The sequence below is a fragment of the Rhodobacter xanthinilyticus genome (genome assembly GCF_001856665.1).
Taxonomy (GTDB): Bacteria; Pseudomonadota; Alphaproteobacteria; order Rhodobacterales; family Rhodobacteraceae; genus Rhodobacter; species Rhodobacter xanthinilyticus.
On record NZ_CP017781.1, the window covers coordinates 2498280 to 2514055 of the forward strand.

General features: G+C 67.8%; 16 protein-coding genes. 12 read left to right on the forward strand and 4 right to left on the reverse strand.

From position 1 onward, the window contains the following. Positions 1-13 precede the first annotated feature (13 nt). Positions 14-841, reverse strand: coding sequence for an REP-associated tyrosine transposase (locus LPB142_RS19960; protein ID WP_394328599.1), 828 nt, complete (start codon positions 839-841; stop codon positions 14-16). On the opposite strand from LPB142_RS19960, the gene LPB142_RS12185 reads away from it, so the two are divergent. Next, on the forward strand, positions 734-1420 hold the full coding sequence (locus tag LPB142_RS12185; RefSeq protein ID WP_071166542.1) for a Crp/Fnr family transcriptional regulator: 687 nt from the start codon (positions 734-736) through the stop codon (positions 1418-1420). The two genes, LPB142_RS19960 and LPB142_RS12185, sit on opposite strands and share 108 nt — an antisense overlap. Before the next feature lies 1 nt (position 1421). On the opposite strand, the gene parA is transcribed toward LPB142_RS12185, so the two are convergent. Together parA and LPB142_RS12195 are read right to left on the reverse strand one after the other, a co-directional pair. Then, entirely contained in the window at positions 1422-2045 is a 624-nt protein-coding gene (gene parA / locus LPB142_RS12190; RefSeq protein WP_071166543.1) for a ParA family partition ATPase, read from the reverse strand. Between the two features lie 63 nt (positions 2046-2108). Beyond that, the gene (locus tag LPB142_RS12195; RefSeq protein WP_068765783.1) at positions 2109-2426 is read right to left on the reverse strand and encodes an antibiotic biosynthesis monooxygenase family protein; all 318 of its coding nucleotides are present in this window, start codon (positions 2424-2426) and stop codon (positions 2109-2111) included. A gap of 322 nt (positions 2427-2748) precedes the next feature. Here LPB142_RS12195 and LPB142_RS12200 point away from each other — a divergent pair, with 322 nt between their 5' ends. The 11 genes from LPB142_RS12200 to LPB142_RS12250 all read left to right on the forward strand — a co-directional run bounded on the left by LPB142_RS12200 (position 2749) and on the right by LPB142_RS12250 (position 14904). Continuing rightward, the gene (locus LPB142_RS12200; protein ID WP_198037896.1) at positions 2749-3846 is read left to right on the forward strand and encodes an ABC transporter substrate-binding protein; all 1098 of its coding nucleotides are present in this window, start codon (positions 2749-2751) and stop codon (positions 3844-3846) included. 109 nt (positions 3847-3955) lie between these two features. Then, complete coding sequence (locus LPB142_RS12205) at positions 3956-4831, forward strand: ABC transporter permease (protein WP_068765921.1); 876 nt, start codon at positions 3956-3958, stop codon at positions 4829-4831. After that, positions 4828-5610, forward strand: a complete 783-nt coding sequence (locus LPB142_RS12210; RefSeq protein ID WP_068765781.1) for an ABC transporter permease — start codon at positions 4828-4830, stop codon at positions 5608-5610. Before LPB142_RS12205 ends, LPB142_RS12210 begins: the two co-directional genes overlap by 4 nt. Then, positions 5607-6653, forward strand: coding sequence for an ABC transporter ATP-binding protein (locus LPB142_RS12215; RefSeq protein WP_071166545.1), 1047 nt, complete (start codon positions 5607-5609; stop codon positions 6651-6653). The genes LPB142_RS12210 and LPB142_RS12215 overlap by 4 nt, the downstream gene beginning before the upstream one ends. 286 nt (positions 6654-6939) lie before the next feature. Then, positions 6940-8085 (forward strand): PAS domain-containing protein, encoded by a 1146-nt coding sequence (locus tag LPB142_RS12220; RefSeq protein ID WP_068765779.1) that lies wholly within the window; start codon positions 6940-6942, stop codon positions 8083-8085. Next, positions 8082-9479: a sigma 54-interacting transcriptional regulator gene (locus LPB142_RS12225; protein ID WP_071166546.1), complete on the forward strand. Its 1398-nt coding sequence runs from the start codon at positions 8082-8084 to the stop codon at positions 9477-9479. Before LPB142_RS12220 ends, LPB142_RS12225 begins: the two co-directional genes overlap by 4 nt. A 3-nt stretch (positions 9480-9482) precedes the next feature. Further along, positions 9483-10535 carry an ABC transporter substrate-binding protein gene (locus LPB142_RS12230; RefSeq protein WP_071166547.1) on the forward strand — a complete coding sequence of 351 codons (1053 nt, stop codon included), beginning with the start codon at positions 9483-9485 and terminating at the stop codon, positions 10533-10535. A 75-nt stretch (positions 10536-10610) separates the two neighbouring features. Next, complete coding sequence (locus tag LPB142_RS12235) at positions 10611-11723, forward strand: ABC transporter ATP-binding protein (protein ID WP_071166548.1); 1113 nt, start codon at positions 10611-10613, stop codon at positions 11721-11723. Beyond that, positions 11720-12589 (forward strand): ABC transporter permease, encoded by an 870-nt coding sequence (locus tag LPB142_RS12240; protein WP_068765775.1) that lies wholly within the window; start codon positions 11720-11722, stop codon positions 12587-12589. The genes LPB142_RS12235 and LPB142_RS12240 overlap by 4 nt, the downstream gene beginning before the upstream one ends. A gap of 9 nt (positions 12590-12598) precedes the next feature. Continuing rightward, positions 12599-13381 (forward strand): ABC transporter permease, encoded by a 783-nt coding sequence (locus tag LPB142_RS12245; protein WP_071166549.1) that lies wholly within the window; start codon positions 12599-12601, stop codon positions 13379-13381. 23 nt (positions 13382-13404) lie between these two features. Next, positions 13405-14904, forward strand: a complete 1500-nt coding sequence (locus LPB142_RS12250) for an aldehyde dehydrogenase (RefSeq protein ID WP_071166550.1) — start codon at positions 13405-13407, stop codon at positions 14902-14904. Positions 14905-14936: 32 nt separating this feature from the next. On the opposite strand, the gene LPB142_RS12255 is transcribed toward LPB142_RS12250, so the two are convergent. Next, positions 14937-15755, reverse strand: coding sequence for a MurR/RpiR family transcriptional regulator (locus tag LPB142_RS12255; protein WP_068765920.1), 819 nt, complete (start codon positions 15753-15755; stop codon positions 14937-14939). Positions 15756-15776 lie beyond the last annotated feature (21 nt).

The window sequence follows — 15776 nt, forward strand, 5'->3', positions numbered from 1 at the left end:
GCCGTGCCCTGCGTCAGGCCACAGCCCGGCGCCGCGCCGCGTTGCGCAAATCGCGGTGCAACGAGGAATAGGGCCAATCTTCCGGCGTGCGCACCAACCCATGCCGGACCGGGTCTTGCCAGCAGAGCGCCAGGTGGCGATTGACCTCGGCCTCATCGCGCAGATCCTGCGCGAGGATCTCGGGCTCCCAGACGGTCTGCGGCGCGTCCGGCCGCACCGTGCGGGCAAAAGCGTCGCGAAAACACCGCCAGCGCGTGAGCGCCTCGCGCGGTCCCGGCGGCAGGGTCAGCACCGCATGGAGGTGATCAGGCAGCACCACCATCGCCTCGCAGCGCGTTGCATGGGCCGCGACCGTCGCGCGCCAGGCAAGCCGCAGCGTCTCGATCTCGCGGATCAACAGATCCGTCTCGCCCCGCGCCAGGCGAAGGGTGAAAAACCGGGTCTGCCCGGGAAGGGGGATTCGACTCAGTGCAACCATGCGAGCAGGATTGCCCGACAGGGTTAACAAATCCTGAATCCGAGGCGCCCCGCCCGACGCGATCGCGCTCACGACTATGTGAGAAACCGGTTGCCCAAAAACGGACAAGATGCTCAAATATCCCCGGAGCAGAAAGATTCGCGCCCTGATTGTAACGAAGGGAAGCCGGGACCGGCCCCATCGCAGCGTTCCGCCTTTGCCGTGCAGCATTTTACCCGTCCACACCCGCAGCCTCACACCGCCCCGAGGGATCCGATGGCAGACACTTTCGCCCTTATCACGCGCTCCTGCGCCCTGCTCCGCGCCGCCGGCCCGCAGACCCGCGAGCGCCTCAGACGAAGCGCGCGGCTGCGCCACTATCATCGGGGCGAGACGATCTTCCTCCACCAGAGCCGGGCTCAAGCCTGTCATCTGGTGCTCGAGGGCTGGGTCAAACTCTACCGAATCGCCCCGAATGGCTGCGAGGCGCTGCTGGGCATCCACACCCGCGGCGAAACGTTTGGCCTCGCCGACGGGCTGCGCGGCGCGGCGCGCAGCTTCGGCGCCGATGCCGCCTCGGACTGCGACTTGCTGATCCTGCCGGCGCCCGAGATCCGCGCCGCAGCCGCAACAGACCCGGGCCTGCAAGAGGCCTTGCTGCACGAGAGCTTCGCCGCGACAGACGGGCTGCTCGACCAGATCACCGATCTGAAATCGTGCAGCGCCCTGCAGCGCGTCGCGGCCTTCCTGTGCGCCCATGCCTGCGTGACCGAGGACGGGCTGCGCGTCATCCTGCCGTTCGAAAAACACCTAATCGCGGCCTATCTCGGGATCAAACCAGAGAGCCTGTCGCGCGCGCTCTCGCGGCTGAAGCCGCTCGGCGTCACGATCTCGCGCGACATCGTCCTGATCCGAGACCCGGAGGCGCTCGACGCGCTGTTGCGCGAAGAGGCCGCGGCCTGAGTCAGGCGAGAAGCTCGTCGAGCAGCGCCTCGATCTCGGCGCTCGCCGGGCCACGCCGCGGCGCCTCGAGCACGCCGAGCCCCTGCCCCAGCGTTTCGGCAAAAACCACCCGATGCGCGAGCGAGGCCTCCACGAGATCGGCCTCGAGCTGCTCGGCCGCCTCGCGCACCTCGGCGTCGAGCCGGGTGCCGCGCTTGACACGGTTGAGCACGACCTTCGGCCGCTTGCCCTCGCGCCGCGCGAGATCGAGCACCCCTTCCGTCGCCCAGAGATCGACATGGCTCGCCGCCACCGGCACCACGATCAGATCCGCCTCGCGCAGCGCCGGGCGCAGATCGCTGTCCACCTTCGGCGGCGTGTCGATGATCACCACATCGACGATTTTCTTAAGCTTTTCACACTCATAGCTGACACCCCAAGCCGAGGAGGTCGAAAAATCGAGCCCCGGATCGCCCAGCACATCGCGCCGCGCCATGAACCAGCGGCCGAGCGAGCCCTGCGGATCGGTGTCGAGAAGCGCGACGCTGCGCCCCCGCGCGCGCAGCGCCACCGCGAGGTTGACCGCCAGCGTCGTCTTGCCCGCGCCGCCCTTTTGCTGCGCCACCGTGATTACCAATCCAGCCATCCGACCCCCCATGCTGCGCCGCAGAATAGGGCGAGTCGGCCCGCATTGCACGCGAATTCGGGCTCAGAAATCGGCCTGGACCTCATACATCACCGGCTCGAAACTGCGGCACAGCGTCGCGATATGGCGGTTACGCTTGATCATCTCGGGGGTGCGCAGCATCGCCTGATAATCGCCGCGCTTGTCCCATTTGGAATAGGTGGCGATCCGGGTCTGGGCGTCGTTCATATGCAGCCCCGCGCCGATGAACCCCGGCTGATGGCGGATGCAATGGGTATAGGCCTCGCGCAGCGCCTCCATCAGCTCGGCCGCGGTGGCGGGCGTCATCTCGAAGGTGCAGATGACGGTTTGGCCTTGAAAATCCTTGGTAATTTCGGTCATGTCGCAATCCTCCCGAGGCTCAGGATCGCATGGATCGGGCGGAAAATCACCAGAAATAAGCCGCGACAGAGGCGCGCGGCGGCGCCGCCCCGCGCCCGGGCCCGCCCTGCCGCAAGGTCAGCCGCGTAAATTTTCGGCAAAGATGACGACTGCGTAACAGAATTGTTGCGAAGCGCCGGATTTCAGGCAAGTCTTGCCCAACCGGTCAAAGAAACCGGGCCACGTCGCGCCGCTGTCGCGAGAGTGTCACAGAAGGCGCCTAGCTGCTTGTCGAAGCCCAGAGGGGGCCGACACCGATCACGGGGAGTGAGACCACATGACGATGAATTCGAAGCACTGGTTGATGGGCGTTGCGGCGCTTTTGGCCAGCACGGCGATGGTGCAGGCCGAGGACATGGCCGCGCTCGAGGCCGCGGCGAAGGCCGAAGGCATGCTGACCACGATCGCGCTGCCGCATGATTGGTGCGGCTATGGCGCGGTGATCGACGGGTTCAAGGCGAAATACCCGGACATCACCGTCAACGAGCTGAACCCCGATGCGGGCTCGGCCGATGAGCTCGAGGCGATCCGCGCCAACAAGGGCAACACCGGCCCGCAGGCCCCCGACGTGATCGACGTCGGCCTCGCCTTCGGCCCGCAGGCCAAGGAAGAAGGGCTGATCCAGCCCTACAAGGTCGCGACTTGGGACGAGATCCCGGACACGATCAAGGACGCCGACGGCTATTGGTATGGCGACTATTACGGCGTGATGTCGTTCATGGTGAACAAGGATCTCGTCGAGAACGTGCCGACCGACTGGGCCGATCTTCTGAAGCCCGAATATGCCGGTCAGGTAGCGCTCGCGGGCGATCCGCGCGCCTCGAACCAGGCGATCCTCGCGGTGCTCGCGGCGGGCCTGTCGAAAGGCGCCGAAGCGGGCAAGGCCTCGGGTGAGGCGGGGCTCGAGTACTTCAAGGAGCTCAACGCGGCCAACAATTTCGTGCCGGTGATCGGCAAGGCCGGCACCCTCGCGCAAGGCGCGACGCCGATCGTGATCTCGTGGGATTACAATGCGCTGTCGTGGCGCGACACGCTCGCCGGCAACCCGCCGGCCGAGGTGGTCGTGCCCGCCACCGGCGTGCTCGCGGGCGTCTATGTTCAGGCGATCTCGGCCCATGCGCCGCACCCGAACGCCGCGAAACTCTGGATGGAATACCTCTATTCGGATGAAGGTCAGAACCTCTGGCTGAAGGGCTATTGCCACCCGGCGCGCTTCAACGCGATGGCCGAGGCCGGCAAGATCCCGCAGGAGCTGATCGACGCGCTGCCGCCGGCGGAGGGCTATGCCAAGGCCTATTTCCCGACCATCGAGGAGCAGGGCGCCAACAAGGAAGCCGTTGTCGGCGGCTGGGATGCCGTCGTCGGCGCCAACGTCCAGTAACGAGACCCGGAGCCGCAAGGCTCCGCCCGGCGCCGCGCGACCCGCGCGGCGCCCCTGACCGATCGGAGACCGCGTGAGCGAGACCCAAAGCCCCCCCGCGTCCGGCCCCCTGGCCCCCGCGAGCCCGCCCGCCCCGGCCCGGCGCCTGCCGCTGGCCTGGCTCGGCATCGTGCCTTTCGCGCTCTTCGTCGCGCTGTTTCTGATCGCGCCCACGATGAAGATCGTGCTCGGCGCCTTCCAGCGTGTCGACGGCTCCTTCACCTTCGAGAACATCGCCGGGCTCTTCACCCCGTCGATCCTCTCAAGCTACTGGATTTCCATCAAGATCTCGGTGGCCTCCGCCGCGCTTGGCTGCCTTGCGGGGTTCTTGATGGCCGCGGCGATGGTGCTCGGCGGGCTGCCGCGCGCGATCCGCGCGCCGCTCTTGACCTTCTCGGGCGTGGCCTCGAACTTCGCCGGCGTGCCGCTCGCCTTCGCCTTTCTGGCCACGCTTGGCCCGCTCGGCCTCGTCACGGTGTTCCTGAAGACCGAATTCGGCATCAACCTGCGCGCAATGGGCTTCAACATCCTCAGCTTCTGGGGCCTGACGATCACTTATCTGTTCTTCCAGATCCCGCTGATGATCCTGATCATCACCCCCGCGCTCGACGGGCTCAAGCGCGAGTGGCGCGAGGCGGCGGCGTGTCTGGGCGCCTCGGGCGGGCAATATTGGCGCATGGTGGCGCTGCCGATCCTGTTCCCGACGATTTTGGGCACCTTCGCGCTCCTTTTCGCCAATTCCTTCGGCGCGGTGGCGACGGCGATCGCGCTCACCGGCTCGTCGCTCAATATCGTGCCGGTGATGCTCTTCGCGCAGATCCGCGGCGATGTGCTCGGCAACCCGCATCTGGGCTATGCGATGGCCTTTGGCATGATCCTGATCACCGGGGTCGCGAATGTGATCTATATCTGGCTGCGGATGCGCTCCGAGAGGTGGCTGAAATGAAACGCGCCGCCGCCTGGGCCGTGCTCCTGCTGGGGCTTGGCTATTTCATCTTGCCGCTGATCGGCATGGTCGAGTTTTCGCTCTCGATGCGCCGCGGCGCCTACAGCTTCGACGCCTATGCCAAGGTGCTCGCCGATCCGCGCTTCCGCGAGACGTTTTCCTATTCGGTGATGATGGCGCTGCTGACCATCGTCTTTGGCGTGCTGCTGGTGGTGCCGACGGCCTATTGGGTGCGCCTCAAACTGCCGCGGCTGCGCCCCTATATCGAGTTCATCACGCTCCTGCCGCTCGTCATCCCGGCGATTGTCATCGTCTTTGGCTATATTCGGCTCTTCAACACCTCGAGCTGGCTGCCGCTGACCGGCACGACGGCGGGCACCAACCTGCTGCTGATGTTCGGCTATGCCACGCTGTCGCTGCCCTATATGTATCGCGCCGTCGATACCGGGCTGCGCACCATTGATGTCGCGACGCTCACCGAGGCCGCGCAATCGCTCGGTGCGGGCTGGGTGACGGTGCTGGCGCGGGTGATCTTGCCCAATGTGCTCGTCGCGGTGCTCTCGGGCGCCTTTGTCACCTTCGCGATCGTGATGGGCGAATTCACCATGGCCGCGCTTCTCAACCGGCCCGCCTTCGGGCCCTATCTGCAGCTGATGGGCGCCAACCGCGCCTATGAGCCCTTCGCGCTCGCCACGATCGCCTTCGGCATCACCTGGGCCTGCATGGGACTCATTCAGCTCGTCACCCGTCTCTCCAAGCATTCCAAGGCCGCCCGATGAGCTATCTCACCCTCTCCCATCTGGAAAAGACCTTCGGCGCGAACCGCGTGGTGAAGGATTTCTCGCTCGATGTCGACAAGGGCGAGTTCATCTCGCTGCTCGGCCCCTCGGGCTGCGGCAAGACGACGGTTCTGCGCATGGTCGCGGGGTTCGAGGTGCCGACCTCCGGCGCGATCTCGATCGCGGGCAAGGAGGTCACGCGCCTCAAGCCCAACCAGCGCAATATCGGCATGGTGTTTCAGGCCTATGCGCTCTTCCCGAACCTGACGGTGGCGCAGAATGTGGGCTTCGGGCTGAAGGTGCAGGGCCGGCCCAAGGCCGAGATCGCGGCGCGGGTGGCCGAGATGCTGGCGCTGATCGGGCTCTCCGATCTGGGCAACCGCTACCCGTTCCAGCTCTCGGGCGGCCAGCAACAGCGCGTGGCGCTGGCGCGCGCGCTCGCACCGAAGCCGCAGGTGTTGCTCCTCGACGAGCCGCTCTCGGCGCTTGATGCGAAAGTGCGCGTGAGCCTGCGCAACGAGATCCGCGCGATCCAGCGCGAGCTCGGCATCACCACGATCTTCGTCACCCATGACCAGGAGGAAGCGCTGTCGATGTCGGACCGCGTGGTGGTGATGCATGAAGGCATCGCCGATCAGGTCGGCGCGCCCTTCGAGATCTACAACCGCCCCGCGACGCGCTTTGTCGCGAGCTTTGTCGGCACGCTCAACACGCTCGAGGCCGAGGTGCGCGACGCCGCGACCGGGCGCGTGGCCCTCGGCGGCACCGAGATCTTGCTGCATCGCCCGCTGCCCGAGGGCCGCGTCACGCTCGGGCTGCGCCCGGAGATGGTGCGGCTCGGTCAGGACGGGCTCGACACCGGGCTGACCGGGGTGATCACCGATGTCGATTTTCTCGGCGCGGTGATCCGGTTGAAGGCCGATCTGGGCGGGCAAAGCCTCGCGCTTGATATGTTCAACTCCTCGCATATGACGCCGCCGCGGCTGGGCGAGACTGTCGTGCTCGGGCTGCGCGCGGCCGATCTTCTGGTGATCGGGGCCTGAGGGCGGAGGGGGCGCTGCCCCCTCTCCGGCTTGCGCCGGAGCCCCCCGGGATATTTCTGCATCGTTGAAACCGCTCGGGGGCAGACCCGGGCGGTTTTTCTTTTGCGCGCCGGAGCGGCAGATTTCTCGGTTTGGCCGAAATTATCCGGGCAAAATCCGCACTTTTGCATCATAGGTTGCGCATTGCCGCGCAGGCTTTCAGGAATCTTCGCGCGAAACAGAAATTCGCGTTGAGATTCGCCCCCTCCCCTTTCCCGATAGGCTCATGAGACAAGGACCCACCCCGATGCGAGACGACCGCGATTGCCATCTCGATCTGCCGATGCCGGTGGCGCTGATTGCGCCCTCGGGCACGATCGAGGCGCTGAATGCCGCGGCCCGGCGCGAGTTGCCGCAGCCCGAGGGCGCCTCCGAGGGGGCGCCGCTCGAGGCGCTTTATGCCGCGCAAAGCGCCGAGTGGCTGCGCGCGCTTGCTGCGGGCGGCGAGCTGCCGGCGCGGCCCGTGGCCGTGTGGTTGCGCGAGCGCGAGGAGACCGAGCAGGCGATGATGGCGGCGGTGGCGCGGCGCGCGGGTGGCGGCATCAGCGTGTTTCACACCGCCCTCGATGGCGCGGCGCTGCGGCTGCCCGGTGAGATCCTCGAGCGCGTCGAGATCTTGTCGCAGATGATCGGTGCGGCGAGCGATGCCTGTTGGTGCATCGAGTTTCTCGAGCCCGTCGACGTGGCGCGCCCGGAGGCCGAGATCGTCGATCAGGTGTTTCGCAATGCGTCGCGCTGGCGGGCCTGCAATGCGGCGATGGCCGAGCTTTACGACGTGCCGGCCGATCAGGATTTCAACACCCAGCCCGTTACCCGCTACTTCCCCGAGACCGCGGTCAACCGCGCGATGATCCATGATCTCGTGCGCGCGGGCTACCGGCTCGATGGCGCGCAGGCGATCGACCAGCGCCATGACGGCACGCCGATGCTGGTCGAGAACGATTTTCGCGCGCTGATCCGCGAGGGGCAGCTCGTGCGGCTGTGGGGCACCACGCGCGACATCGGGCCGTCGCGGGCGCGCGAGCAGGCGCTGAGCTCGGAGGCGGAGGTGATGCGCGATATTCTGGGCGCGGCGCCCGATCCGGTGTTCGTGCTCTCCGAGGAGGGCACGGTGCTCGCCGCCAACCCCGCCACGCAGCGCGCCTTTGGCGATGACCAGATCCTCGGCCAGCCGCTCGAGGGCTTCGTCAGCACCCGCCATGCGCGCGAGGCGCTGGTCGCGGCGGCGCTGAGCGAGAGCGAGGCGGAGGTCGAGCTGACGCTCGGCGCGGGCGCGGTCTGGCGGATGCGCGCGGCCGCGATGCCGGGCGCGCCGGGGCGCTATGTCGTCACCGCGCGGCGCAAGGCGCGCCGGCGGCCGCGGGCGGGCGCGGGCGCGGAGGTGCAGGCATGAAATTCTACGGCCTCGACACCACCGCCCGCGCCGGCCGCACCCGCCCGGTGTTCTTCGACGACCCGGCCTTCGCGAGCTTCCTCGAAGGGCTGCCCGAGGGCGCCGCGCTGATCGAGCTCGACGGTCGGATCCGGCTGGTCAACAGCGCGCTCGAGCGGTTGTTGCGGCTCAGCCGCGCCGATCTCGTCGGCACCGATCTCGCGCGGCATCTGCGCGGCGCCGACCCGGAGCTGGGCGCAATTGCGCAATCGCTGCTGCAATTGCGCCGCACCGAGGCCACGGGGCGGCTCGGCTCGGGGCGGCAGGTGGCGGCGCGGCTCTCGATCCTGCGCACGGCGGGCGAGGCTTATGGCGCGCTCTTCACCCTGCGCGAGGCCGCGGGCAGCGCGGTGAGCGCGCCCCGTGCGGGCCAGTTCCGCTTTGCCCGCGAGGCCAGTGCCGCGCCGCTCTACCTCGAGAGCCCGCTGCGCCGCACCCTCGCCGAGACGCTGCGCGCGGGCCTGGGCCAGGGGCTGCGGATCGCGCTTTCGGGGCCGACGGGCGCGGGCAAGACCACGCTTTTGCGCCGCGTGGCGGCGGCGCAGGGCGGCCCGGTCGCCTCGCTCGCCTGTGCCGCGCTCACCGCCGAGAGTTTCGAGCGCGAGCTTTTTGGCGCGGGCGCCGAGGCGCCGGGCGCCTTCGCCGCCGCGCAGGGCGGCGCGCTGATCCTCGACGGGCTCGACGATCTCGCCCCCGCGCTGCAACCGCGCCTTGCCGCCGCGCTCGACCGCGACGAGGCGGGCGGATTTGCGATTTTGACGGCGGCGCGCAGCCCGCTCGAGGCCGCGCTCGCCTCCGGCGCGCTCAGCGAGGCGCTTTACCACCGGCTCGCGGGGCTTTCGCGCGCGCTCCCGCCGCTCGCCGAGGAGCCCGAGCTTCTCGACCCGCTCGCCGAGGCGATCGTGGCCGCCCGCGCCCGCGCGCGCGGCGAGGGGCCTGCCCTCTCTGCCGCGGCGCGCAAGGCGCTGCGCGCGCGCGCCTGGCCGGGCAACCTGCGCGAACTTGCCACCGCGCTCGGCTGCGCCGCGCTCGCCGCCGAGGCCGCAGGCGCCGCCCGGATCGAGCCCGCGCATCTGCCCCCCGAGGCGCCGCCCGCCCCCGCCCCGGGCGCCGCCCCCTACGCCGCGGCCTCCCCCTTCCCCGCCCCCTCCCCCGCGCCCGCCCCCGGCGCGGCCGGCCCGCTGCCCGAAGACCTGAGCCTGCGCGCCCTCGTGCAGGCCTTCGAGAGCCGGGTGATCGAAATTTCCGTCGCACAGAACGGAAGCAAGCGAAGCGCCGCCAAGGCGCTCGGCATCGATATCGCCACGCTGGTCCGCAAGACCAAGCGCGCGCGATCCCCAACCAACAAGGAGTGACCCATGACCTTCAAGACCCTCGCGACCGGGCTCACGAGCCTCGCGCTCGTCGCCCAGCCGCTCTCCGCGCTCGCGGGCGAGCTCAATCTGCTGACCTGGGAGGGCTATGCCGACGCCTCCTTTATCGCCCCCTTCGAGGCGCAATCGGGCTGCAAGGTCTCGACGACCTATGTCGGCTCGAACGATGATTTCGCGGCGAAACTGGCCGCGGGCGGCGGCGTCTATGACGTGATCACCCCCTCGCTCGACACGGTCGGCATGATGCGCATGGCGGGTTTCGTCGACCCGATCGAGGCGCCGAAAGTCACGGGCTTTGACGGCATCTACCCCGAGTTCTCGGGCGATGCGACGATCATGGCCGATGGCGGGCCCTGGGCCGTGCCGCTGATCTGGGGCTCGGTCTCGATGATCTACCGCCCCGATCAGGTCGCGGGCACCCCCGATTCGATCGGCCTGCTCTTCGACCCGGCCTACAAGGGCAAGATCTCTATGTGGGATGACAAATCCGCCATCTATTGGGCCGCGCGCTATCTGGGCTACCCCAATGTCTTCGACCTCTCCGACGAGGAGCTCGAGGCGGTCAAGGCCAAGCTGATCGAGCAAAAGCCGCTGGTGCGCAAATACTGGACCACCGCGGGCGAGCTGACCGAGCTGATGGCCAACCAGGAGGTCTATGTCTCGAACGCCTGGACCGGGCTGACCAGCAAGGATGTCAACGCGCTGGGCAAGGGCTTCACCGTGGCCGAATTCTCGCCCAAGGAAAAATCCGAAGGCTGGATGGATTCGATGATGCTGGCGAAAGGCTCGCCCAACACCGAATGCGCCTATCAGTTCCTCTCCTTCATGCAATCGCCCGAGGGCCAATGCGGTCTGGCCAAGGCCACCGGCTATTTCCCGGTCAACCCGGTCGCGGTCGAGGCCTGCATGGATGAGGAGATGAAGAAGGAACGTCAGGTCGGCAATATCGACTTCGTCAAAAGCCTCGTGATGTGGCAACAACCCGCCCGGCTCGACAAATATATCGAGACCTGGAACGCGGTGAAGGCGGCGCCGTAAGGCCCGCTCGGGCGCCCGGGGTTCCCCCTTTCCCCCGGGCGCCGATCCGCCTCCCCCTCAATCAAGGATACAGCAATGGTCGCGACCCCGATCGTGACGCTCTCGGGCGTCACCAAGAATTTTGGCACCTTCAAAGCCCTCCACGAGACCGATTTCGAGATCGGCGAGGGCGAATTCGTCACCCTGCTCGGCCCCTCGGGCTGCGGCAAGACCACCACGCTGCGGCTGATCGGCGGCTTCGAGCTGCCCTCGAGCGGGCGCATCGAGATCGCCGGGCAGGATGTGACGAAGAACCCGCCCTACCGCCGCCCGGTGAACACGGTGTTTCAGGATTACGCGCTCTTTCCGCATATGACGGTGGCCGAGAACGTGGCCTACGGGCTCACGACCGGCGGCGCGCGGCCCGATCGGGGCGATCTGGGGCGGCAGGTGGGCGAGGTGCTCGAGATGGTCGGGCTCGCGCAGGCGGGGATGAAACGCCCCGGCGCGCTCTCGGGCGGCCAGCGCCAGCGCGTCGCGATGGCGCGCGCGCTGATCCGCCGGCCGCGGGTGCTGCTCCTCGATGAGCCGCTCTCGGCGCTCGATGTGAAGCTGCGCGAGACCATGCAGGTCGAGCTCAAGCGCCTCCACCGCGAGCTCGGCATCACCTTCCTGATGGTCACCCATGACCAGACCGAGGCGCTCGCGCTGTCCGACCGGATCGTGGTCATGCAACAGGGCCGGATCTGCCAGATCGGCTCGCCCGGCGCGCTCTATGACCGCCCCGCGACCCCCTATGTCGCCGATTTCATCGGCGCGGCGAACCTGATCGAAGCCGAGTTCAAGGGCCTCGAGGGCGGGCTCGAGCGGCTGACCCTGCAAGGCGGCACCGAGATCACCCGCCGCCCCGGCGGCGCCGGCAGCCCGGGCCCGTTCCGCTCCGGCCAGCGCGTGCGGATCGGGCTGCGCCCCGAACGGCTGCGCCCCGAGATCGAGACCAACCGCTTCACCGGCCAGATCGTCGAGACGCTGTTCCATGGCGACCGGATCCGCATCGAGTTTACCTTCGCGGGCAACCCGACCCCCGCCTTCGTCGAGCTTGGCCGCGCGATGGCCGACCGGATGGGCACGCTCGCCCCCGGCGCGCCGATCACGCTCGGCGTCGACCCGGCCGAGGTGATGCTCTTTGCCGAGGAGGCCTCGGCATGACCCCCGCCCGCGCAACGCCGCTCGCCTTCTCCGGGCTCTTCGGGCTGCCGCTCCTGTGGGTGCTGCTCCTGCTCGTCGTGCCCTATCTCTTGATGATCGCGGTGGGCTTCTGGACGCGCCAGTTCCCGCTCTTCGTGCCCGATTTCCAGTTCGGCAACTACGTCCAGCTATTCTCCGACCCGCAATATACCACCGTGATCCTGCGCACGCTGAAGATCGCGGTGATGGTCACGGCCTTCGCCCTCGCGCTCGGCTACCCTCTCGCCTACTTCCTTGTTTTCACGGTGGACTCCGACAAGCTGCGCAACCTGCTCTACATGCTGGTGATCGTGCCGCTCTGGGTCAGCTACCTGCTGCGCGCCTATACCTGGAAGATCATCCTGGGCAATGATGGCGCGCTCAACTCGGCGCTGATCGCGCTTGGCGTGATCGACACGCCGCTCGATGCCTTCCTCTACAACCAGACCGCGATGGTCATCACCCTGACCTATATCTTCGTGCCCTTCATGGTCATGCCGATCTATGCGGTGCTCGAAAATATCCCCAAACGGCTGATCGAGGCCTCCGAGGATCTCGGCGTCGGCCCGATGCGCACCTTCTGGAAAGTGATCGCGCCGCTCTCGCTCGGCGGCGTGGTGGCGGGCGCCACGATGACCTTCTGCCTCGCGTTTGGCGATTTCGTCGCCCCCGTTCTGGTCGGCGGGCCCGATGGCACGATGGTGGCGAACCTTCTGCAAAGCCAGTTCGGCGCGGCGCTCAACTGGCCGCTCGGCTCGGCGCTCGCCACGCTGGTTCTGATCATGGTGATGGCAATCCTGTGGCTCTCGGCGCGGCTCGACCGCGCGGGCCGCGTGGCGATGAAGTGAGGTGGCGCGATGAAATCCCTCCTGTGGTGGCAAAAAGGCATGATCGGCTTCGTGTTCGGGGTGCTCATGTTCCTCTACCTGCCGATCGTGATGCTCGTGCTCTTCTCCTTCAACGACAGCTCGGTGACCTCCTTCCCGCTCGCGGGCTTCACCTGGCGGTGGTATCAGGCGGTTCTGGCCAATGAGCAGATGCTGCGCGCGCTCGGCAACAGCCTGATCGTGGCCTCGGCCGCGACCGCGATCACCCTCTCGCTCGGCACGCTGGCCGCGCTCGCGCTCGATCGCTACGACTTCCCCGGCAAGGGCCTCTTCCAGAACGCGATCCTCTTGCCGCTCAGCCTGCCGGGCCTCGTCACCGGGATCGCGATGCTGAACTTCTACAAGCAGCTCGGCATCCCGCAGAGCCTCACCGCGGTCGTCATCGGCCATGCGACGGCGCTTCTGGGCGTGGTGGTCAGCCAGGTGATGGCGCGGCTGGCGAAACTCGATGCGCGTCAGGCCGAGGCCTCGGCCGACCTCGGCGCGGGGCCCTTCGAGACCTTCCGCCGCGTGACGCTGCCCGCGATCCGCCCGGCGATCCTCGGCGCGGGGCTGTTGAGCTTCACGCTCAGCTTCGACGAGATCCCGGTGACCTATTTCCTCACCGGCCGCGAAATCACCCTGCCGATCTACATCTACTCGACCCTGCGCCGCGGCATCACGCCCGAGATCAACGCCATCGGCGCGCTGATCGTGGCGGCCTCGATCGGCCTCATCATCCTCTCGGTCGGCCTCCTGCGCGACCGCAAATAACCAATCAACCCAGGGAGTTACCCATGACTGACTACACGCTCGATTTCTGGATGGCGAAGGCCGCCGGGCTGAAACTGCGCACCGAGCATTTCATCGACGGCGCCTATCTGCCCTCGGCCGACGGCCGCCGCTTCCCGACCATCAACCCCGCCACCGGCGAGACGATCACCGAGGTCGCCCGCGGCGGTCAGGCCGAGATCGACCGCGCCGTCGCCTCCGCCCGCAAGGCCTTCCGCTCGGGCGTCTGGTCGAAAATGGCCCCGCGCGAGCGCATGGCGGTGCTCGAGAAATTCGCCGCCCTCGTCGAGGCCCACACGGACGAATTCGCCGTGCTCGACAGCCTCGACATGGGCAAGCCGGTGATGGACATGATCAACATCGACGTGCCCGGCTCGGTGATGGCGCTGAAATTCTTCGCCGAGACGATCGACAAGTTCAACGGCTCGGTCACCAACACCGCCGCCGACGCGCTCCATTACATCCTGCGCCAGCCGCTCGGCGTCGTCGGGCTGATCGTGCCGTGGAACTACCCGCTGATGATGGCCGCCTGGAAGCTCGGCCCGGCGCTCGCGGCGGGCAACTCGGTGGTGCTCAAACCCGCCGAACAATCGCCCCTCTCGGCGAACCTTCTGGCCGAGCTCTTCCTCGAGGCCGGCGGCCCGACCGGCGTGTTCAACGTCGTCCATGGCCTCGGCGAGGAAGCCGGCCGCGCGCTCGCGCTGCATATGGATGTCGACAAGATCGCCTTCACCGGCTCGACCGAGGTCGGCAAGCTGCTGATGGTCTATGCCGGCCAGTCGAACATGAAACGCGTCTCGACCGAATGCGGCGGCAAGACGCCGCAGATCATCCTGAGCGACTGGGATGACCTCGAAACCGCCGCGACCTATGCCGTCAACGGCATCTATGGCAACCAGGGCGAGGTCTGCAACGCCGGCTCGCGGATCCTCGTCGCGCGCGAGATCCATGACGCTTTCGTCGAGAAATTCATCGAGATCGCGCAGGCGAGCTTCCTCCCCGGCAACCCGCTCGACCCGGCGACCACGATGGGCCCGCTCGTCACCGCCGAACATCAGGCGCGTGTGCTCGGCTATGTCGAGAAGGGCCGCGCGGAGGGCGCCACGCTCGCGATGGGCGGCGCCGCCCCCGCCGCGCTCAACGCCGGCGCCTATGTCGCCCCCACCCTCTTCACCGGCGTGACCAACCAGATGACCATCGCGCGCGAGGAAATCTTCGGGCCGGTCGGCGCGATCATCCCGGTCGACGGGCTCGACAACGCCCTCGAGATCGCCAACGACTCGATCTACGGCCTCGCCGCCTCGGTCTGGACGCGCGACCTCAACGCCGCGCATCGCTTCGCGCGCGACATGGAGGCGGGCGTGTGCTGGGTGAACTGCTTCGATCATGGCGACATGACCTCGATCTGGGGCGGCTACAAACAGACCGGCAACGGCCGCGACAAATGCTTCGAGGCGCTGAGCCAATATACCCAGACGAAATCGGTCTGGCTGAACCTCGGCTGAGGCCGACGGCGGCCCGGGGCACCCTCGGGCCGCTACTTCCGCCCGCCAAAGAACCGCGCGCGGGCGTAGAGCTCCTCGAGCCGGCGCATCCGCGCCTCGGTCTCGCGCCAGGTCAGCGATTGCACCGAAGCCATCAGCGTCTCGACCAGAACCTGGATCGCGACGGTCGAGTCCCAGGCACTCGGCACCTCGATCTGCGCCGAGAAGCGATAGCGCGCATGCGCCGCCGCGGGGCTCACCCAAGGGTCGGTGACGAGGATCACCTCGGCGCCCTGTTCCGCCGCCATTTCAACGAGTTGCAACACATTCGCCTCATAGCGGCGGATATCGAAGACGAGCAGAACATCGCCCGGCCGCATCTCGATGAGCTGCGGCGGCCAGGCGTTCGAGACCGGGCTGAGCAGCTCCACCTGCGGCCGGATCACCTTCATATGGGTGACGAAATATTCCGCCATCGCCAGCGTGATCCGCCCGCCGGTGGCATAGATCTTGCGCGCGGGGTCCGCGAGCAACGCCGCCGCCGCGTCGAATTCCGCATGGTCGATCTGCGCGAGCGTGGCTTGCAGATTGCCGAGCACCGCATCGGCGAAGCGGTTGAGGATATGGGCCTTGGGCGCATCCGCGGCCCAGCGGTCATGCTTGGCCAGCGGGCTCTCGAGCCGCGCCTCGAGCTCCTCGCGCACCGCCGCCTGAAGCCCGGGATACCCCCCAAACCCCATCTTCTGCGCCAGCCGCACCACGGTCGGCGAGCTCACCTCGGCCGCGCGCGCAAGCTGCGTCACCGAGCCCCAGAGCGCCACCGGATAATGCCGCAAAATATGGCCCGCGAGCTGCTTTTCGGCCCGCGTCATCGCCCCGATCGCGGCGCGCAA